This window comes from Kineothrix sp. MB12-C1 (assembly GCF_030863805.1).
Taxonomy (GTDB): domain Bacteria; phylum Bacillota; class Clostridia; order Lachnospirales; family Lachnospiraceae; genus Kineothrix.
On sequence record NZ_CP132957.1, the window covers coordinates 975,137 to 994,304 of the forward strand.

Consider the following 19,168-nt stretch of genomic DNA (forward strand, 5'->3'; position numbering starts at 1 on the left):
TACGCCACAATCCAGCCATCTTCAATACGAATAATCTGGTCGGCAAGATGGGAGACATTCAGCATCGGTACAAGATTGTAGTTCTGAAAGATAAAGTCAATATTTTTGCGGCGAAAGATGGTAAGCTGTTCATCATTCATCTTCGCCAGCTCCTTGTCATTTACCATAACACTGCCGGAGGTAGGCGTATCCAGCCCTCCCATTATATGAAGCAGCGTGGACTTACCTGAGCCGGAGGTTCCAACCACGGCAATAAACTCACCCCGCTCCACGGAAAAGTTCACACCGTCAAGGGCACGGGTAAGATTCGGCTCTGTGCCGTAATATTTTTTTAAGTCTGTTGTTTGTAAAACACCCACATTTAAACACCTGCCTTTTAAGTTATATGAGTACATTCTAAAATCCAATTGTTACAGAAATCTCCTAAAAATAAAATCCTATTGAAATACTTCATTTCCAAGAGGCTCTGTACTATTACAAGGTCAAGAATTCCGTTTTAGCGGAAGACCTTACCCTGGATACCTTTCTATACAAAACGCTTACATTGAACGCGGAAAAATGCTTCAAAAGCAGAAAACAGCAGCTTTGATTTGTCTCAAAACCGCTGTTCATCAGTAATACAGCTTTTATGGCACAACTATTCCCCGCCGAGTAACGATTTTTTCTTTTTCCGCATAAGCGGCGGATATTTTTTCATGTTTTATTGTGCTGTCACTTCGAGCCAAATTATCTCGTAGTGATTATGGGTATTTAGGGCACTAATCAAGTAGCTTGTAAAAGTAATCTTTCTGCTTGTCAAAAATATATCCATTTGACAGCAATACATTATTAGATGGCAAGTTTTCTTTGTCCGGTTGTACGATAATTTGTTTTGCCTGCTCCTTTTCTTTTATAGTATTAGTCAATAACCTAACAATAGCTTTTCCATACCCTTTCCCTAAATATGCTTCATTACCAATTAAGTAGTCTATGGAAAAGGTGTCATTTTTTCGAGCAACACTATACCAATCTTCCAGATCGTTTGCATCAAAGCAATCATAATATTGGCAAAAACCAATAGGGATATTTTCATTCATGACAATAAAGTGGTGTATCCATGAATAAGTGCTATGTCGTTCATTAATTTCAGTAAGCCATTCATCTGGCTCGTGATACCACTTTAAAATATACTCTTTTTTAAGCCATGTTGTAAGCAACATAATATCTTCATTGTTTATTTTCCGTAAAATGATTTCTTTCATAATCAATCCCCCCAAATATGAACATTTCTTCATATTCTTATTTTACTACATTTCTATGCTTGATGTCAATATGAATAAAACTTCATATTCATTGACGAATTAATCTTCCAAGTGATATACTATCAAAAGGGGAGGAGGATTGAAATTGACTAATTTACCACCTATTCGAAAGCCGCAACAAAAGCGTTCAATAGAAAAGAAACGCAGGATAATACAAGCAAGTTTTGAGCTTTTTTGTGAAAAAGGATACCACAATACTAATACAACAGAAATAGCAGATAAAGCTGGCGTCTCTACTGGAACAGTATACAGTTACTTTAAGGATAAGAAAGATATTTATGTGGCCTCATTTGAAAGTTTTCTAAACGTTCATCTTCAGCCATTGGTAGATGATTTAGCAAATACACCGAAACCTATTGACATTAGACAATTTGTTGATAAATGTGTTGAGATATTTAGGAACCTGTATGTCAACTCGAAGCAGATTATCAACGAATTAGGCACAATGCAAGAAACAGACCCTGAAATTATGCAACATTTTGCAAACTATGAGGATATGCTATTATCCGCTTTTGTAAAAGCACTTGATAGCCCAAATATAAATCAACAAAATTTAGACGAAAAAATGTATCTAATTTATACTTTAGCAGATGTATTAGGGCAAGAATACGCATTTGGCTATCATAAAAGCATACGCTTCGAAATACTGAGGGAAGAAGTCACTAATATGCTAACCAGTTTACTGATAATAGATAAATAAACCGAATAAGATTTTACTATTTTCAAGGTTTCTGCTATTCCGTTATCACAAATCTAAGATAAAGCCAGCAAGCAGGACAAGCGTATCGCTCATTGTGAACGATACGCTTGTTTTAGACATTTTCCTTTACAGTAGCCCATAAACAGTATAGTTTTCTTATACTGTTTATGACAGGCAGCCCTTAGAGCTGCCTTTGGTTGGGGAGAAGCACCGAGAAAATGGAGCCTTTACTTATTTCGGATTTTACCTTTACGTAACCGCCCTGTTTGGTTATAATCTCACGGACCAGATAAAGCCCAATACCGTTGCCCTCCACCTCACGGACGGTATCCTCGCGATAGAAACGCTTAAATATGGCCGCTTGCTCACTTTCAGGAATCCCTTTCCCTGTATCTATTACATCAAGCTTTACATACATTTCCCATTCCTGCACGACTATACGAATGTTCCCGTTCATAGGTGTATATTTTACGGCATTGTCTAACAGATTAAAGAGCGCTTCTGCCGTCCAACGGGAGTCATGTGCAATACAAAGCTCTTCCGAACAATCCACGGCAAGCCCGATTTCCTTCTTCTCCAGTACCGTCAGCACACCATTTACAGCCGCCACAATCGTTTCATAAATTGGAGAAGACTTTTTCTCCAACACAATTAAGCCGGTTTCCAGTCGGGAAGTTTTTACTAACGCCTGAATCATAAAATCCAATTTATCCAATTGACTCCCTGCTGCTATCAGGAACTCCTTTTGCCTTTCCTCCGGCATGGAATGTCCCAGCATGGTTTCATTAATCATTTTTAGATTTGCTATGGGTGTTTTGGTTTGGTGGGAAATATCCGAAACAAGAGTTTGAAGCTCTGTTTTTTCTGACTCCAGCTTTTTTCGATTTTCCTGCATAGTGTGATAAAGCCGCTCCAAACGATGACTGATACGAGCCAGAAGACTTTCCTCTTCCAAGTTGATCTCGGGCTTTTCATTACCATTCATCATTCCATCTAATGTGCGGCACAAATCAGAAGTGAATTCCGATAACTTCCGCTGCAATAGGCGTAAAAAGACAGCGCCCCACAGTAACAGAGCGGTGGTTAGTGCAAATCCGCCATAAATAATAATAGAATTGCCGGTCATGGCATACATTGCGATAATCAGCGTCAATGCTGTTATAACAGCGCCGATCAAAACTATAAGAACAATCTTGCGAACAGAAAAACCGCTTGTTTTCATGGATGGTCGCCGCCAATCCATTGATATCCCATGCCATAAGAGGTCTTTATATATTTACGATGATCAGATTCGATTTTCTTGCGGATACGACTAATTGTCGTAGTTAATGTATGCTCGTCTACAAAATCACCGTCAATGTCCCATAGCTTCTCCAATAATTGACGCTTCGTCAGTATAATTCGGGGATTTTTAACGAATAGAAATAAGGTACGATATTCCTTGGGAGTAAAGTCCACCGAATTACCATTCAAGACAGCCGATTGTTCTGAAAAGTCTATTCTTAATAAACCATCATCATACAGCTCATGCCTTGGAAGTCTTGTATCCAGATTTTCAAAAACAGCGGCTATTTTCCTTGTAAGCACCGCAATCGAAAAGGGCTTTGTAATATAATCTGCGCCACCGGCCTCATAGCCCTCTATCATATCGCTTTCCTGATCATTAGCAGTTAAAAATATAGGATAAGAATCCATGCCACGCTCTTTTATTTCTCTGCATAAATCAAGACCATTTCCATCTGGAAGGTTTATGTCAAGCAATATTAAATCCAAATGATTCTCTTTCAGATGATAACGGGCGGAAGCACAGTTATTTGCTGAAATAACCTCATAGCCATATGAAACCAAATTATAAGCTAATGTCTTATTCAAAAGAGTATCGTCCTCGACAATTAATATTTTTTTCATACCACTCACCTCCATTATGGGTATTGACATTTTCATATGCTTGCCAATAGTTTCGGTTTTTATATAGGGAACGGATACCTCATGATAAGGTATCCGCTCTTGTTAACGATTAAGTGCTATTTTTCTCATGAGATTACTTGCGAATCGTCACAAACTAAACTAACCTATATCTCACATGCTTCATACGTAAAAGGTGCATCGCTTGAATAAATCTCATGAAAGAATCCCTGATAAGGGATATTGTCCTCCAGACATTTTATAAGGTATGCCAGCGTCTTGTTATTCGGACAGATATAACAATCATACTTTTCATCATAAACATAGTCGTATTTGCGAAAGAAACCTTCCTTAGTCATCGGTCTTTTTCGGGGCGTCAACGGTATGATGCCATCGAGCAGCAAGCGGCGTAAGATGGCGGGGGTGCGATAGCCGGTATCCACCACCAGCATGGAGGGGGTGAGTGCCTTTAGCTTTTCATACAGCCCCCAAAAGCTCATGCTGTCGTGGATGTTTCCCGCACATACATCATATGCCAGTACAAACCCGTTCTTGTCACAGCCCGTTTGTGTTTCGTACGCAAAGCTGCACTTATGCTCGCCCTTGGCAAACATTCCGCTGTCGGGGTCCGTCGTGCTCTGTACCGTTATCTTCGTTTTGGGTGGTTCATCGCCATCATCATCCCCGGATTTAAACGTATCTTTACCGTGGGACTGACGGTCTTGGTCAATTTCTTTGCGCAGTTCTTTTTCATAGGCATGGCTCTCCCTCAGAACCCGCACCTTCAGCCTCTTATTCTTATTGGCGTTCGCCTTGGTATGGGTCGCATCTACAAATACGGCGCCGTCCTTCACATAACCGCACTTCATGCACTGCTCCAATACTTGAGCAAAAATGCGTTCGAAAAGGTCGGTGTCTGCAAAACGACGGTAATAGTTTTTTCCGAAGGTTGTAAAATGCGGAACGGCATCCAGCAAGTCCAGTCCCAAAAAACACCGGTATGCCGTGTTTACCTCAATTTCTTTGATGGTCTGTCGCATGCTTCGGATTCCAAACATGTATTGGATAACCGCAATTTTCATCAAAATCACCGGGTCGAGGCTGGGCCGGCCATTGTCTGCACTATACTTTTCCTCTACCAGTGGATAGATAAAGCTCCAGTCCATCACGGCTTCTATCTTGCGCACCAGATGCTCTGCCGGCACCAGATCGTCGATACTGACCAGCCGGATTTGTCCGCGTGGCTTTCCGCTATTTTTTGCAGCAATCACTCCACCCCTACCTCCTTATTATACCATTTCCATGGCGCAAAGTCCCTGAATTTTACCGATTTCACGGACTTTGTCTTCAGTCTGAGCACTCGGGTTGCCCCGAGTGCTTTTGATATTTTGCAGCAAGTAAAATGTTGCCAGAGGAGTAAGCAAGTGTTTATGTACACCGACGAATGCAACTGCGCACGTTTTCAAACAGCTCCAGCCCTATCTCTACGCTGGGGGCAAGCCAGTGCGCGGCATGATCGGCAAAACTGCCAACCCAGCTAAGATGCTGTGGCGGCTGAAAGTAAAAGCCGGGGGTAAGGGTCATCTCAAAGGCATAGGGGCCATCCAGAGCGATCAACTGCTTTTGATCCGCCTGTGTAATGGCCTGAATTACACCCTCTTTTATCAGCGGGAAGGTTTCCTGCGGGCTGGGCTGCCAGCCTGTACGCTTATCCTTCACTGGGATGCAGTGTACGGTGGGGCATATTTCCGTTGCCTCTTTCATGGATGCTTGGCAGCCGATGTTGGCTAAATACGGGGTGCCGCAAAACTGGTAGGCGGCACTGCCGATTTCCGCAATGGAGCGGCCGTTGACCAGCAGCGATGCCATCGGCGGGGACTGGATGGTGTGGGGAAAGTAGGCATCCGGCTCGCCGTTGCGCGCGTGCTGGCCTACGGTAATCAGCCCGAAGGGATGCTGCTGCGCCTGGCCGCGAATCCTGCGCCAAAAGGTGCAGCGATCCAGCACATCAAAAACGCGCACGGTTTTGGGCAGCTGGGCCAAAATAACATTGTATTCGGCATTGCCTGCGTAATGGGCATCATACAGCAGAATATCGTCTATTCCACAGGCCTGCGCCGCCTCGGAAACGGCCAGTATATCGCTTGTCAGGCAGTGGCGGCCGTAATCCCTCCACTGCTCGCCGCCGTTATACAGTGCGGCCTTGTTATGCTCGAAAATACCGCTGGCGCCTTCCATATCGCTTATGATGATCAACTGTTTTGCGGATGGATACATAAATATTCCTCCTGTGAATAAAGCCGCCTTGGAGGCGGCACAGCGTGTTGACAAAGTGGGACGCATGGAGGCTCTGCCTCCAAACCGTAGGCTTTGGGCAACTTCCTCCGTCACGGCTAACGCCGTGCCACCTCCCTCAGGAGGGAGGCAATGCCCTTAACAATCCCAAACTCTTCAAACGCCTGCTTTGCAGGTGTTTGAAGCAATAAAGTCTTTTGCCCTCTTTTCTGAAGAAAAGAGGTGGGTGCTCGAGGGCAAAGCCCTCGAAAGGTTTGTCTTCAGTCTCACATTGAAAAACAACGGTAGGTTTTCAAACTCTTTGTCGTTGACAGTGCATGAAGCTTGCCTAGTATTTTGCCGCAGTTGTAGAAATACTCGGTCAATGGAGCTCCCTTCCGATACCGATATCCGTGATCTGCAAGCTGCTCTCCCTTGGCTTTTTCAAATACACTTACAAAAAAACGATCACCCTTATATGTAATTTCTCTTTCAATAATGGACTAATGTCCCTATATATCTCCTTGATACAATCAATGATTTTATCATTCCATATATTTATTGTTGCTTCGCCAAGAATTTCTCATCAGCATAAACTAAAACTTAGATTTTTCATAATTATATGGAATACTTGTCCCAACGACAACATCATCAATCTTTTCAATCATTAACCAATCATCCATGTTTCCCTGATGGTCAAAGTCAAGCGCAGGAGTAATTGCTGTAACATTTTGAAACTCTATCAGACATAAACATTTCTTGTGCCAACGTATTTTTTGTTTTTCTGTTAAATTGAGTTTATCCTGATTATCTGCAAGTACTTTTACAATCTCATCATCGGTTAGCTTTACGTAATTTTGGACAGATTTCACGATAGCTTTAGTGGATATCTTTGCTGTTCCTTTTTCCATAAAATATAACATTTCACCTTCAAAAACTCTACTATGTGGTATCTTGCGTCCAGCCGCCCCCCTTACAACCATAGTTTTTATTCCACTATTAATCTTATCTAATACTCTCTTACCTGCCACACCAATATTTTCACAATATACTAAATGTACCATTGTAAGCTCCTCAATTCTTTTTAACTACAGGAATCCAAACTTCATATATTGCATTTTCCGGGTTTGGATTAATATAAACCTCAATATCCGGTGCATTCCCATATTCATATCCTGACGTTGGAAGCCAATCCGTTACAATTTGTCTCTCTAGTTCCTGAATGGATATATTTGTCCCGTTCCCTCTAAAAATTGCCCAAGTCGCTTCCGGCACCATGGATTCTTCTAAGTCTGTTTCTGCTGCCTGATTACTTGCCACTGCTATATAATATTTCCAGTCGGATTCCTCATTACATGAGCTGACACCTAATAGTCCCTTTACCTCTCCGTCCATCATGTTCGCCAACTTTTCTATCATACCATTTTGGGCAGCCTGTCCCCACATGGCCGGAACCACTTCAAAGTTTTTCTCAATTTCTTTTTCTAATGGAATTGAGAATCCAACAATTCTAAATGCCTCTTTCTTCTCAATGCGATAATCCATCACACAATCTCCTTTTATTGATATTTTGAAGCTAATGGGAGGATATGCTTTCAAACTATGCAGACCTCCTCTCGCTTCTGAAGGGGCGATACCATGTATTCGCTGAAAAGCTCTGTTAAAGGCCGTAGGAGAATCATAGCCATATTTTAAAGAAACATCTATCACTTTATTACTAGCATCTTGTAGGTCTGCCGCAGCTCTTGACATTTTTCTTCGCCTGATATATTCCGATAACGGGACATCTGCCATATATGCAAACATTCTTTGAAAGTGATAGGATGAACAAAGCGTGATCTTGGATATTTCATCAAAATCAATTTCATCCGTAAGATGTTCCTCTATATGGTTAATTGCACTGTTTAATCTCTCTATCCATTCCATATCTTAACTCCTTATGTCATTATATTTGTTATAAAGCTGAATATCCTCTCTTTATCATATCGGAATAAGAGAGGTACAGATTGTTCATTTTCAAGTGTTTCTTTTTAAAAGGCATTCCATAAAAAAACAAAGATAAATACACAGCCCCACGCATTTCCAGTGTATTCCTTTGCCATCAGCATACCATACACGATGATAAATATGGTCAGCATTTCAATAACACCTTCGGCAGTCACGCCAATTGCACCATGAATAAGGATACACAGCACAGCGCAGGAAATAGCTCCCCAATTGAGCCATTTATTCTTACTTGGATATCGCCCGTTAATTTTATCACTGATTACCACATAATTGAAGCCCTCAAAGAAGCCCCAAACAAGAGCGGTTACCAGCATTCCAACGACATTTACTGGGAACCCGCTTGATAGTACATCCTGTGTTGTCCAAACAGATTGAAAGGGCAAATAGCTCATGATTTGATTGGTGAACAGCATGAAAGCAATGTAGGGAATAAAACACAGGGAACATAGAAGAATGGATAAAACAGCTCTTTTTTTGTTTAGACCATAAGCAAATAGATTTTCCTTTCTAAAAATCGATACAGCAACAATTCCTAATCCCGCCACACCAAATTGAAATGCTGCTCCTAAAAATACGCGCAGAAGGAGATTGATATCGCTATCCTTTATAAACGCAGCAAATTGACTTTGAAAGGTCATGTAAATTCCAAGTACTGCAAAAGAAATAAGAGCAATAGCCCATAGATCCACGTCTAGCTTCCGTTGTTCCATTGTCAATTCTTTTTTGCCATATTATCCTCCCAGTTTCTTGCATGTTGACGTATCGTGATGCGGATATTTCGTCATAGTTAGTATCAGTTTTATAATTGAAAGCTTTCTGTTTTCAAATCACAATAATGCCGTCCTTTTGTTGCTGCAAATTTTAATACGCAGTAATCTGGATCAGTTACACCCTTTTTATAAAGCATTGTGTCTCCGGTTCGCCAAATATCTTGTTTTATCTTGGCATCTTCCAATACCTCCATTGTTCCAATGAGCATAACGCCTTCATAACAAAAACGCCCTCTGTTAAAAATATATGCTTGCTTTCTCATTTCTTCTATACTGGCTTACACGCAGAGATGATGTATTGGTCGTGAAATAAAAACAATTGCATTCAATTTTTCGGGCTGTCAGCATTGCTTTCATGTTTGGAAAGCCTTCACTGTCAATAGAAGCAATAAATGCTACTTTCTGCTTTTGTATAAACTCAAGTACCTGCTCTTTCATTTTCAAATTTGATTCCTCCTGCTAATTTCCTACCACGATAGGACATTGATTTCAATTACTAATATGCACTTTATAAAAATTTGAATTAAACACGGTCTATAATTGGTATGTGTGGACCTTTTGATAATCCTTAGAAAAGGTTATTCTTACGCGCCTTTTTGTCAAGTTATATACTGCCGACCATTGTTCATCACCCTGTATCACATTTTGTTTTAGCAATTTTAATGCATTGCTTTGCTCTGAACTATTTGAATGGCTTTTAGCAAGGGGAGGAGGAGAATACCGCAACCATCACCGAGCCGGTAAATGCCCGTAAGCTGCCACCGCTATTGGCACTATTCTACTATATTAAATGTATAAGAGCAGGGACTTTCTTTGCTTACTCCAAGCTGGGGTATGTCTATTGAATGAATTTTTAGTTTTATTCCCAACGCTTTCTCTAAAGCATACATGCGCCCTCCCGCACATCTTTCATTATATAACATAAACGGTGCTGTAAGTTTTCCTTTCAGTGTATGTCTATAACACTCATCACAAGCAAATATTACCGTTATGGTATTCTTTTCTTCGTTTAAAGTGATGCTTTGTGTCTTTCCGGTATAATCCTTTATGAAAGTGTTTACGTAGAGTTCCAATCTTACGGAAAGAGGTTTATCAGCGTGTTCCAGGGCAAACGCTTTGCGTACTTTATTCTGTCCGGTACCCTGGCAACCCCCGTGTTTTTCCCAGAGCGTAAAGCGCTGCTTCTCGGCGAGATGTTCCCCCATTGCTTCCATAAACCTGTTATCGCACTCGTTTTCGCTGTATGTTTGCACAATGCTTTCAAATACAGCCAATACATCCTTGGGAATACCATTTTTTTGATTTTTCATAGTTCTTAACATCGTTTTCAATTGATTAAGCCTCCAAACCTATCTCTTCTTCCTTTAGCTTTATAGGTACATATCTTTGTAGCTGTTCATAGCCGAGACCTTTTTTTATTTCATCGTCATTATAGGTCATGTTCCCCATGATGTCCCGTTCTTCATCCAGCACAAAATTCGTTTTTTTCAACCATTGTAAGATTTTACTTTCAACTTTCATAATGCTGTCATCATCGCCGTCAATGCATACGGCGGAAGCATACAAGCCGCCTTTAAACACAGTGACTTCATACGGAGCAGTATCAAGTTCGTTGACACACTCATGCACACTATATATCCATCTGAATTTTCCGTCGTTTCTTCTGCACAAAAAATCAGCGCAATCAAGAACAGCATTTTTTTTCAAATAATTATACTTATTCATCCAAAACATTAGACAGTTTTCATTGAACAATTCACCAAAGTCTTGATACTGTGATGTCAGTGACAAAAATTCCGGGATCCTCACAATCATTACATCCGGGATCTTCTTATCAAGCTTTTCGGTTATCTCCAGCAGACGATTCACATCTGCCGGCTTGCCGTTATAATCAACATTTACAAGATGCCCCTCAATCTCTTGCGCCTTTTCGTAAAGCAGCTTGACATCTGTATCTTTTGCGAAATCAGCATTATTGATTTGCTTGATAAATTCCAACACAATCGACTTTAACTCGTGTAGAAGAGCTACCTCTTCGTCAATGACGTCGACTTTGTTTCCTAATACCTCCAGTACTACATCTGAATCAGGTGCGTCAAATATACGCTGTATATCTTTTATGCTTATATTCAGCTTACGCAAAATCAATATCTGCTCCAACCGTTTTACGGCAGCCTCGTCATACATCCTGTAGGCATAATCTTCACTTCGGGTGCTGGATATCAGCCCCATATCTTCGTAATACTTCAATGCACGCGCAGAAATATCATATTTTATTGACATTTCACGTATTTTAATAAGTTCGCTCATATGTTTTACCTCCGTAATCATTTTCTACAACCATTATAAAGTACGACGCAACGATCGAGTCAATAGAAAAATGCAAGCTATATAACTCTTTTTGCTGATAGGTATTTTCACCAGCTTTTTAAATCCGTCTTTTGGCCGCACTTATGGCTGGTGGAATCTGATAATGATTTTACGTGATACAGCTGGCGCAAAAAACGAATGAAGCACGGTCTATAATTGGTATGTGTGACCCTTTTGATAATCCTTAGAAAACGGCTTCTATAAAGATTTGATACCTTCTGTAACATGACGCTAACATCTAGCAAGAAGACGCTTCTTGCAGCTCCGCATATTTCTCGCGCAATAGCGCCGTTGCCCAGTGATAGGAATCCGCAGTCTCATACCCTCGATAAACCGGTTCCTGTGCAACAATCATAAGCAAATAGAGATCGTACCAAAGAATTCTTCGTTTTTCTTCTTCCGTAAATTCTTCAATTCCGTACCCTCTCAAAAAGTCAGCCGATTGGGCGTAGGACCGGAATCCCACTTCCATGAGCGGATCACCCCACAGGCAGCGCTCCCAATCGATTATACCCGTAAGTTTTTCGTCCTCAACGAAGATATTGCCGTCCCATATGTCCCAGTGAACCAGACAGGGCGTTACGATGCTTTGGAATATCCCCTTATCTTGATCCAGTAATTCGAACAGCTCACTGGAGGAGATAGCTAGGTCAATGCTTTCTTTCCCGGCATCCAGTATGACGGCTCTCAGCATTTCAGCAAAAACATCAAACCAGATTTTCCCTTGAAGAGCCGTTTGCCCGGGATACCCAAAGCTGCCGTTTGTTATCCGGTTAATCTCTTTATTCAGGGAACCTACCAGAAAATGAATATGGCTTACTTGCTCGTAAGTCAACAACGGCTTCTGAGAGGACAGGCTTTTCCCATTCAATTTCTGCATAAAAAAATAGGGGAAACTGCAAAGCGTGCAGGATGGATCGTAAAACTCGACTTCCGGCAATGGGATATTGGTTTTTTTAGCTGCCAACCGCATCGAGCATACTTCCGCTTCCATGATATTTTGTTCATAGGTCATGACCGTTACCTTGGGGTCAGGTGCTATCTTCAGGACGCTTTTCGTCCCATCTTCAAAAGAAACTTCATAAGCGATATTAAAATAACCTTCTGTCAGCTCATGCAGATCTTTAAGAATTCTTTCAGGAAATGCGTGCCCAATCAGCATCATGAGTGTGGATTCGCTTTGGATATTTTTTGTTAAGTATGCCATTTTATCTCCCTTAGTCGTTCGTCATTACATTTTTATAGCGGTTATTTGAATGCTTGTAAAACTTGTCCATAAATCCCAGCATTTCTATCAACTGTTCAGCCAGTTCGTTGTTGATACTGTGCCAACGATAACCATACCCCGGAAAATAAGGGCATAAGTCATACTCTTCGCCTTCATGAACAACCTTGATTACGGCAAGTGAGCGTGTGCCTGTTTGATCGGTCTGCACACAATATCTACATCCGTCACATTTTTTCGTGTGCTTTATGATAAAGTTTTTTATATTGGTATTTGCTGAATCAAAAGCCTTCAAGTATGTTTTCAAGCCATTTGGAATGCACAAACCAAAAACAACAGGATTTTCAAAACAGGAGTCATATCGTGCCGATATGCCTGATTTTATATTCAAATCCGCCAGTTGGACGATTTTTGCTCCACATAGGGTTTGCGTAAGTCAACCCATTCTCCGTTGAAGGGAAGAGAATATTCAACGGATCCGATATAAGTGTCTTTGTTCGTGAACTTGTCACTATATCGGACTGCCGCATAGATAAGGCCTGCAATCTGCTGGGTTTGCTGCCACAAAAAACGCAGTTTCATTTAATACCCCCTTTTTATGTGGACGGGCATATAATCTTGGCTTCAAACAAGGCTTCAAACGTATTTGCTGCGCCGCCATGCTCCACAATCTTTCCATCTATGACCTTATCAATATCCACGCCGGTAATTCTTAACTTCTTACCGGATGGCTTCATACCTAGCCATTCACCTTTATGGGTTCCCTCCATAATAAATTCAGAAATAACATAGTCGCCATCGCAGTATTGGTGTGTGATTATCATTTTTAAATCAGGGTAGGTTTTTCTTACATCAATCATGTGCTGCTGCATCCCCGCTATCCCAACGGGGATGGTTTTGTCACCTAATCGAATGGAACAATCATCGGATATATAGTCAGGGACTTCATTAATCAAATGATTGGAAGTGACGTATTCATAGAAGTGTTTTACTGTTTCTAAGTTACCCATAGTGTATCTCCTTTCATTTCCCGAATAATCTGCATAGCAATTTTATAAAGATAAATCCCTTTGATTGTCGCTCAAAGACATTAGATATTTCTTGACCCCCAGCCAGAAGAACCCTACCTTTAAATCTTTCACAGGCACTTGCGGATTCTGCGGAGGTTGTTGTGCGATGTCTTGTAAACAATACCCCTCTGGAATGACAACAAATTTACAGGTTCCCGGCTGCAAAGCCTTGCTTGGGCAGCCATAAATGCATTTTAGGCAGAAATGACACCCATCCCCAAAGGTTGGCTTTACGTTTGCCATTGTGATATTACCAGCAGGGCAGTGATTTGCACACCAACCGCACCCGGTGCAATGCTCCATCACCTGAATTCGCTTACCCCAATAATGACCGCCTGCTGTTTCCAGCTTTCCGATTGCAGAGAAAATTCTGTCAATCCATAAGGGCTTTGCTTTCCTACAGACCCCGGACAGCAGATCACTTGTGATTTGATCAATTACGATAGGCAATGCTTGCATTAAAAGATAGGGTAACGGACTTGGGGCAGGGGCTACCCAATTAGAAGGCATAACAATCATTCTTTCATATAGAACATGGTAGCCTTTCTTAGTTAAACGCTTGATACTTCCGACCCGGCAGGCTGTGTTGGGGCAAACATCTCCGGCTCCTGAAACAGAGATGACCGCTGCGGAGGTTTGGTTTACCATATCCAAAGCATCAATCCACTTGTAAACTGCATCCGGTGCGTTAAAAGCATGTACCGGGAACAGCAAGATAAGCGGGTCGCAGTTACTTTGGTTTTTGCTTATTCCGTCAGTAATTGTTTCAATCGTGCAGGTACAGCCTGCCGTTTCCAGATGCCTTTGAAAGCTCTTTGCCGCTAATTCTGTACCGCCGGTGCCAGAATAATAGGCGATTTTTATGTTGGAATATGTATTCATCATACTATGTACCTCGCTACTCTGAAGCGACTGCCTGAATTAGTCGGTTTACATGCTCAAACAACAGCCAATCTTGGTTTTTGGGCGATGTAAAAGGCGGAATACCTCCAAAAGATTCTATGCATACAGCGCTATCAATCAGTTCTTGAGGTATATTTTTTTCAATTACTTTTTTAAATGTATCGGGATAAGAATTGCATAAGAAAACTGCGGTTTTCTTAGAGGGGAGTACTTCTATGTTTTTTTTAATAAAATCTTTCATCGGCTTATAAATCTTCCCCATTCTCACACCCGAACCTAAAATCACCAGATCAAATCGTTCTATTCCCGGCACTTGCTTGGTCAAATCACAAAGAGAACAATCTTTTATGCTAGAAGCCAACAATTCTGCACAATCCCGGCTTGCGCCGGATTTTGTGGAATATACAATCAATGTTTTCATCGCACTATCCCTTCTTCATTCGGGAGAAGGTGGCTATCGCCAAGCACAACGTCATGACAGAAAATACGACAGCGGCTATCCCGCAGTTTACATGAAAATCAAAGGAACCGGGATCACTGATATTATTTGCTCTTAACCATAGCCCGCATATCATGGTTGACAGTAAGAGTACCACAGTGAAAATGGCGCAGATAATCGTTGCTTTTTTCATAATTCAAACCTCCTATCATAATGTTTTCGTAGTATGCTATACATATAAATCCAATCTCTTAAGCCTTTAAAATAAAAAACAGATACAGATAATACGGTTGCACCGATGGAAGATATAAGAGTTGCTGCCAAAGTATCCGCTACCGGCCAATACATTGACAATGTATTTATAAATGCGTGGTACATTATACAGAACCACACATTTTTACTTGCCTGATAGATAGAAGCCAGTGAAAAAGACTGACCAAGTACGAACAGCGCAAATATCAAGAAGGACATCTCACTTTATCCGGATCCTGGGATGAAAAACATTGGTAGATGCCATGCCCACCATATGAACGCAGTAATAACTGTTGCAATAAAATACGAAAATTGTTTTTCCAGAGTCGGCTGCAACAAATACCTCCACCCAATTTCCTCCATTCCACCATCCATAATCATTAGAGGAAAGACCGGAATCCAGAGATACCATACTATGCCTAAATTTGTCTTACATAAGAGAATTGATGGAATAAATAGTACGGCTAAAAACACAAAAGCTAACAGATATTGCTTCCATTTTGCTTTTACAGAAAATGCAATTTTTAAAAAGTCCTTTATTGTATTAATTGCTATATTTTTCTTTTAAAAAATATAGGAAAAAATGGTAGGAGCCCATGTGCCCCCAATATACAGAATTGTACCAGGTAGCGAGTCAACTCCAAATAACCCGACTCTGCCTGCTGCTATTATTATGCCCCATGATAAATAAGTAAGAAAAAAGGTATACACTAAAAACTTAATTATCGTTCGGTTATCCAATATCATTCTCATCTTCTCCCAGTCTTCTTTATTACTATCTAATGCTTTCGCTTATTTTTGCAAATTAATTTTCCGATTGTTTATCGGGCTTAGCTACGGTCACTTTCGCTGCCTTTCATTAATTCGCTACTCTGTCTCCTGAACATATCCGCAATCCACTCACCTTTAGGGCATGGTGCGTCCGGCAACACTGCCATTTGCTCACAGATACCTTGAATAGCACTCCAATAGGCAATACTTAATGCGTAAGGATCACCATCACGAATCACACCTTGCCGCTGACCGCGACTCATTAAATCTATAGTGGAAGTGTAAATATCCAGTGCCATAACATCGTCTTTAAGCGATTGAGGCGCAGATCCGGTGTAATATACCTGACCCATCAAAACAAACATTTTGGCCGCAAAAGGGTGTTCTTTCAAACCACTAAATATGGATTCTGCGGTGTTTCGCAAATAGGATAACGGCTCGTCATCTTCTGTCGGCAGAGCATTAGTCGGGCCAGAAATTCCGATTTTAATCAGTTCCTCATAAAGTGCTTCCTTAGACCTAAAATAATGAAACAAAAGCCCCGTACTCATGCCAACCGACTTGGCAATGTCCGTGACTTTTGTTGCCGCATAGCCTTTTTTTATGAACAAATCAAGCGCTACTGAAAGAATCTCCCAATACCTTTTTTCTCTTTGATCATCTCGAATGCCCATATACTGAACCTCTTTTCACTGAATATATATTCAGTATAGTAAGTATGGTATATGTTGTCAAGAGAAACATAGCGTACAATTAAAATCGATGAGGGCAAATACTTTACGAAGTTTAGTCCGTAGCTCAGCGTTTTTCGGGTCTAAAACCCATCCCAATTTTCGCCAATTCCATTTCCAGCCCCCTTGAAATGAATCGAACATGCTACCTCTTTATTTTGCGCTATCTGCTGCATTTTAGTTGAATTTGCCGTAGTTGTGACTAAAAAACACCATACTCATTTTAATGGCTATCTTTGTTTAAAGAATGAACCGCCATAATAAAGCTGATTGCACCTAAGACAAGGAGAAGTCCTCCTGTAGAAAGTAACTGATACCAATCAATTGTTGTGCTTTGTGATAACATTCTAAGGCTATTGATAACATGGGTAAATGGATTAATCATTGCTGCAATTTGGAATCCGCCCTGAAGTTGTTCAAAAGGTATTAACGCTGAACTGACAAAGAACAATGGTAAAGTAAAAGTGTTTATAAGGGCTATAAAGGAATTTTCATCTGGCAGTGTAAGACTGATGCTATAAGACATTGCTGCCACAAATGCTACCGTCAGGAACAATAATATAGCCATAATCAGCACCCCGCTTATCCCCGATGCAATTCGCACAGACATAAGAAAAGCGATACCCATCAAAATTGTAATCTGGATAAATGACAGGACAGCAGCATCTAATATATGAGCCAGTATAATTGAGCTTCTTTTCACCGGTGAAATCATAATTCGGTAAAAGCTTCCCTCTGTTTTTAATGAATAGTTGGCAATTCCACTTACACCGGAGCTAGACAGGACTCCCATAACTAAGATGCCGGGCAAGATAAATGCTGTGTAATTTTCTTCGGACTTACTGCCACTAAATATGGTGCTGAATAGCAGAAGCCATATAAGCGGCTGCACTAATGTCATAATAATTGTTACCGGATTTTGAAAGCGCCACTTCACACTTCTCCAAAAAAGGTTATAAGTTTGCATTGCGAACGCCCTCCTCATTTCGTTGTGTAAGAGACAGGAAAATGTCATCAAGACTGGGCGTTACAACTCCAATTGATGAGTAAGGGATTTGTTTGTCTGATAAGAATTGATATTGTCAATATTGGTTTACACTTTTTTCTCAAGAATGTTCGACCTTATGCTGCCTCCTGCAATGAATCATAGTACTGCTGTCGCTTAACCATCGGAGGTAAGCCACCGTTAGCTGAACAGATTCGCCGGTTATTCCAATAGCCGATGAAGTATCTCCAAATAAGAGTTTTTAACTGTTCTACTGTCATTGAGCTGGTATCGTAACGTCCATAAAGTAATTCCTCTTTGAATCTTGCCCACATACTTTCACATCTGGCATTGTCATGGCATCTGCCACCGGCACTGTTCATGCTTTGAAGAATGCCATATTTGTTGATTGCCTTACGATATAACCCGCTGGTATACTGCGTACCTCTGTCACTGTGAAGAATAGCTCCCCTAAGCATAGGATAGGCTCTATAAGCGTTATCTAAGGTTTGTTCACAAAGGGGAGCTTTCATATTTGTATCCATGGCAAGACCCAATACCGCTAAATCGTAGCAGTCAAAGATGGCTGAAACATACAGTTTTCCATCAGAAGCTTTTATTTCAGTCATATCAGTAATACATTTTTTTAGAGGTTTTTCAGCAGTGAAGTCACGTTTTATTAAATCATCTGATTTCCGGGCTTCTTTGTCAGCTTTAGTAATACCATTAGGCTTGCGTTTTGGTTTGTGATTAAGACCAATTTCGTCCATGACACGATAAACAGTTCTCTCGCCGGGAATGTGTATACCCTCCGGCTGTTTGAGTTGTAATGCCTGATACATACGGATTCTTCCATAAGTGTCATTACATTCATCCTCACTACAAATATCAAGCATTGCATCTGCCAATTCCTGATATTTCCATGGAGCATCCTTTGCTTTTAGGTATTTATTGAATGCTTGTCTGGAAACATGAAGCACTCTGCAATAAAAAGAAATTTTGCCCTTAATCTCGCCGTCATCAGTTTTGGTTGCAATAAACATCAGTCTCTGTTTTTTGCTGACTTCCGACGGCTGGCTGCGAAAAAGCACTGGCTTCTTCGAGAAATTCATTTTCTTCTTTTAAACGACGGATTTCCTTATCCTGCTCTTTAATGCGCTTTTTGAGTTCGATAAGCTCATCGTTAAGAGATAAGGCATTCTTAGGCGTATGAACCGCGTCATTTGCGCTGAGACGACCTTCTTTGAAGGCTTTTATCCAGGTGTACATAGTACCCTTGGGAATCCCTAATTCGTTAGCTGCTTTATGCCCACCAATTTCCTGAGCAAGTTTTACAGCTTGTGCTTTAAATTCATTGTCATAAGATTTTTGATTTTGTGCCATAGGTTGTTTCTCCTGTTCTCGTATTGATTATGATTATATATCAAAGTCCTTGAGAATAGGGTGTCAACTTTTATGATACAAC

General features: G+C 40.9%; 22 protein-coding genes and 3 pseudogenes. 1 reads left to right on the top strand and 24 read right to left on the bottom strand.

What is annotated here, in order from left to right:
* Positions 1-53: 53 nt before the first annotated feature.
* Positions 54-359 (bottom strand): annotated as a pseudogene (locus RBB56_RS04565) (ABC transporter ATP-binding protein); the annotation flags it as partial.
* A 399-nt stretch (positions 360-758) separates the two neighbouring features.
* The gene (locus RBB56_RS04570; protein ID WP_306721216.1) at positions 759-1,241 is read right to left on the bottom strand and encodes a GNAT family N-acetyltransferase; all 483 of its coding nucleotides are present in this window, start codon (positions 1,239-1,241) and stop codon (positions 759-761) included.
* A 145-nt stretch (positions 1,242-1,386) separates the two neighbouring features.
* On the opposite strand from RBB56_RS04570, the gene RBB56_RS04575 reads away from it, so the two are divergent.
* Positions 1,387-2,001, top strand: coding sequence for a TetR/AcrR family transcriptional regulator (locus tag RBB56_RS04575; RefSeq protein ID WP_306721217.1), 615 nt, complete (start codon positions 1,387-1,389; stop codon positions 1,999-2,001).
* 181 nt (positions 2,002-2,182) lie between these two features.
* Here RBB56_RS04575 and RBB56_RS04580 read toward each other — a convergent pair whose 3' ends face one another.
* From RBB56_RS04580 to RBB56_RS04685, 22 genes and pseudogenes are all read right to left on the bottom strand, one after another.
* Complete coding sequence (locus RBB56_RS04580; protein ID WP_306721218.1) at positions 2,183-3,223, bottom strand: sensor histidine kinase; 1,041 nt, start codon at positions 3,221-3,223, stop codon at positions 2,183-2,185.
* Positions 3,220-3,909, bottom strand: a complete 690-nt coding sequence (locus RBB56_RS04585; RefSeq protein ID WP_306721219.1) for a response regulator transcription factor — start codon at positions 3,907-3,909, stop codon at positions 3,220-3,222. The genes RBB56_RS04580 and RBB56_RS04585 overlap by 4 nt, the downstream gene beginning before the upstream one ends.
* 263 nt (positions 3,910-4,172) lie before the next feature.
* Positions 4,173-5,177 (bottom strand): annotated as a pseudogene (locus tag RBB56_RS04590) (IS1182 family transposase); the annotation flags it as partial.
* A 157-nt stretch (positions 5,178-5,334) separates the two neighbouring features.
* A complete protein-coding gene (locus RBB56_RS04595; RefSeq protein ID WP_306721221.1) occupies positions 5,335-6,183 on the bottom strand; it encodes a M55 family metallopeptidase in 849 nt (282 codons plus the stop codon).
* A 593-nt stretch (positions 6,184-6,776) separates the two neighbouring features.
* The gene (locus RBB56_RS04600) at positions 6,777-7,244 is read right to left on the bottom strand and encodes a hypothetical protein (protein ID WP_306721222.1); all 468 of its coding nucleotides are present in this window, start codon (positions 7,242-7,244) and stop codon (positions 6,777-6,779) included.
* Positions 7,245-7,254: 10 nt separating this feature from the next.
* A complete protein-coding gene (locus RBB56_RS04605; protein WP_306721223.1) occupies positions 7,255-8,106 on the bottom strand; it encodes an AraC family transcriptional regulator in 852 nt (283 codons plus the stop codon).
* Between the two features lie 104 nt (positions 8,107-8,210).
* The gene (locus tag RBB56_RS04610) at positions 8,211-8,897 is read right to left on the bottom strand and encodes a hypothetical protein (protein WP_306721224.1); all 687 of its coding nucleotides are present in this window, start codon (positions 8,895-8,897) and stop codon (positions 8,211-8,213) included.
* An 89-nt stretch (positions 8,898-8,986) separates the two neighbouring features.
* Positions 8,987-9,395 (bottom strand): annotated as a pseudogene (locus RBB56_RS18485) (pyridoxamine 5'-phosphate oxidase family protein).
* Positions 9,396-9,730: 335 nt separating this feature from the next.
* The gene (locus RBB56_RS04620; RefSeq protein ID WP_306721225.1) at positions 9,731-10,288 is read right to left on the bottom strand and encodes a hypothetical protein; all 558 of its coding nucleotides are present in this window, start codon (positions 10,286-10,288) and stop codon (positions 9,731-9,733) included.
* 4 nt (positions 10,289-10,292) lie between these two features.
* Positions 10,293-11,267: a MerR family transcriptional regulator gene (locus tag RBB56_RS04625; RefSeq protein WP_306721226.1), complete on the bottom strand. Its 975-nt coding sequence runs from the start codon at positions 11,265-11,267 to the stop codon at positions 10,293-10,295.
* 298 nt (positions 11,268-11,565) lie between these two features.
* Positions 11,566-12,534, bottom strand: a complete 969-nt coding sequence (locus tag RBB56_RS04630) for a phosphotransferase family protein (RefSeq protein ID WP_306721227.1) — start codon at positions 12,532-12,534, stop codon at positions 11,566-11,568.
* A gap of 10 nt (positions 12,535-12,544) precedes the next feature.
* Positions 12,545-12,943 (bottom strand): hypothetical protein, encoded by a 399-nt coding sequence (locus RBB56_RS04635; protein WP_306721228.1) that lies wholly within the window; start codon positions 12,941-12,943, stop codon positions 12,545-12,547.
* The gene (locus tag RBB56_RS04640) at positions 12,940-13,134 is read right to left on the bottom strand and encodes a hypothetical protein (protein WP_306721229.1); all 195 of its coding nucleotides are present in this window, start codon (positions 13,132-13,134) and stop codon (positions 12,940-12,942) included. The genes RBB56_RS04635 and RBB56_RS04640 overlap by 4 nt, the downstream gene beginning before the upstream one ends.
* Positions 13,135-13,148: 14 nt before the next feature.
* Entirely contained in the window at positions 13,149-13,562 is a 414-nt protein-coding gene (locus RBB56_RS04645) for an ester cyclase (RefSeq protein ID WP_306721230.1), read from the bottom strand.
* Between the two features lie 42 nt (positions 13,563-13,604).
* Complete coding sequence (locus tag RBB56_RS04650; protein WP_306721231.1) at positions 13,605-14,507, bottom strand: EFR1 family ferrodoxin; 903 nt, start codon at positions 14,505-14,507, stop codon at positions 13,605-13,607.
* Positions 14,508-14,520: 13 nt separating this feature from the next.
* A complete protein-coding gene (locus RBB56_RS04655; protein ID WP_306721232.1) occupies positions 14,521-14,946 on the bottom strand; it encodes a flavodoxin domain-containing protein in 426 nt (141 codons plus the stop codon).
* A gap of 4 nt (positions 14,947-14,950) precedes the next feature.
* Positions 14,951-15,157, bottom strand: coding sequence for a hypothetical protein (locus RBB56_RS04660; RefSeq protein WP_306721233.1), 207 nt, complete (start codon positions 15,155-15,157; stop codon positions 14,951-14,953).
* Between the two features lie 284 nt (positions 15,158-15,441).
* Positions 15,442-15,597: a CPBP family intramembrane glutamic endopeptidase gene (locus RBB56_RS18605; protein WP_442905418.1), complete on the bottom strand. Its 156-nt coding sequence runs from the start codon at positions 15,595-15,597 to the stop codon at positions 15,442-15,444.
* Between the two features lie 449 nt (positions 15,598-16,046).
* On the bottom strand, positions 16,047-16,661 hold the full coding sequence (locus RBB56_RS04670) for a TetR/AcrR family transcriptional regulator (RefSeq protein ID WP_306721235.1): 615 nt from the start codon (positions 16,659-16,661) through the stop codon (positions 16,047-16,049).
* 280 nt (positions 16,662-16,941) lie between these two features.
* Positions 16,942-17,685 carry an ABC transporter permease gene (locus tag RBB56_RS04675; protein ID WP_306721236.1) on the bottom strand — a complete coding sequence of 248 codons (744 nt, stop codon included), beginning with the start codon at positions 17,683-17,685 and terminating at the stop codon, positions 16,942-16,944.
* Between the two features lie 155 nt (positions 17,686-17,840).
* Positions 17,841-18,749 (bottom strand): IS3 family transposase, encoded by a 909-nt coding sequence (locus tag RBB56_RS04680; protein WP_194150597.1) that lies wholly within the window; start codon positions 18,747-18,749, stop codon positions 17,841-17,843.
* Complete coding sequence (locus tag RBB56_RS04685) at positions 18,724-19,086, bottom strand: transposase (protein ID WP_306721237.1); 363 nt, start codon at positions 19,084-19,086, stop codon at positions 18,724-18,726. Before RBB56_RS04685 ends, RBB56_RS04680 begins: the two co-directional genes overlap by 26 nt.
* Positions 19,087-19,168 lie beyond the last annotated feature (82 nt).

Coding starts and splice junctions, on each gene's coding strand:
- RBB56_RS04570 (WP_306721216.1), bottom strand. CDS start 1,241: ATGAAAGAAATCATTTTACGGAAAATAAACAATGAAGATATTATGTTG.
- RBB56_RS04580 (WP_306721218.1), bottom strand. CDS start 3,223: ATGAAAACAAGCGGTTTTTCTGTTCGCAAGATTGTTCTTATAGTTTTG.
- RBB56_RS04585 (WP_306721219.1), bottom strand. CDS start 3,909: ATGAAAAAAATATTAATTGTCGAGGACGATACTCTTTTGAATAAGACA.
- RBB56_RS04595 (WP_306721221.1), bottom strand. CDS start 6,183: ATGTATCCATCCGCAAAACAGTTGATCATCATAAGCGATATGGAAGGC.
- RBB56_RS04600 (WP_306721222.1), bottom strand. CDS start 7,244: ATGGTACATTTAGTATATTGTGAAAATATTGGTGTGGCAGGTAAGAGA.
- RBB56_RS04605 (WP_306721223.1), bottom strand. CDS start 8,106: ATGGAATGGATAGAGAGATTAAACAGTGCAATTAACCATATAGAGGAA.
- RBB56_RS04610 (WP_306721224.1), bottom strand. CDS start 8,897: ATGGAACAACGGAAGCTAGACGTGGATCTATGGGCTATTGCTCTTATT.
- RBB56_RS04625 (WP_306721226.1), bottom strand. CDS start 11,267: ATGAGCGAACTTATTAAAATACGTGAAATGTCAATAAAATATGATATT.
- RBB56_RS04630 (WP_306721227.1), bottom strand. CDS start 12,534: ATGGCATACTTAACAAAAAATATCCAAAGCGAATCCACACTCATGATG.
- RBB56_RS04640 (WP_306721229.1), bottom strand. CDS start 13,134: ATGAAACTGCGTTTTTTGTGGCAGCAAACCCAGCAGATTGCAGGCCTT.
- RBB56_RS04645 (WP_306721230.1), bottom strand. CDS start 13,562: ATGGGTAACTTAGAAACAGTAAAACACTTCTATGAATACGTCACTTCC.
- RBB56_RS04650 (WP_306721231.1), bottom strand. CDS start 14,507: ATGATGAATACATATTCCAACATAAAAATCGCCTATTATTCTGGCACC.
- RBB56_RS04655 (WP_306721232.1), bottom strand. CDS start 14,946: ATGAAAACATTGATTGTATATTCCACAAAATCCGGCGCAAGCCGGGAT.
- RBB56_RS04660 (WP_306721233.1), bottom strand. CDS start 15,157: ATGAAAAAAGCAACGATTATCTGCGCCATTTTCACTGTGGTACTCTTA.
- RBB56_RS18605 (WP_442905418.1), bottom strand. CDS start 15,597: ATGATTATGGATGGTGGAATGGAGGAAATTGGGTGGAGGTATTTGTTG.
- RBB56_RS04670 (WP_306721235.1), bottom strand. CDS start 16,661: ATGGGCATTCGAGATGATCAAAGAGAAAAAAGGTATTGGGAGATTCTT.
- RBB56_RS04675 (WP_306721236.1), bottom strand. CDS start 17,685: ATGCAAACTTATAACCTTTTTTGGAGAAGTGTGAAGTGGCGCTTTCAA.
- RBB56_RS04685 (WP_306721237.1), bottom strand. CDS start 19,086: ATGGCACAAAATCAAAAATCTTATGACAATGAATTTAAAGCACAAGCT.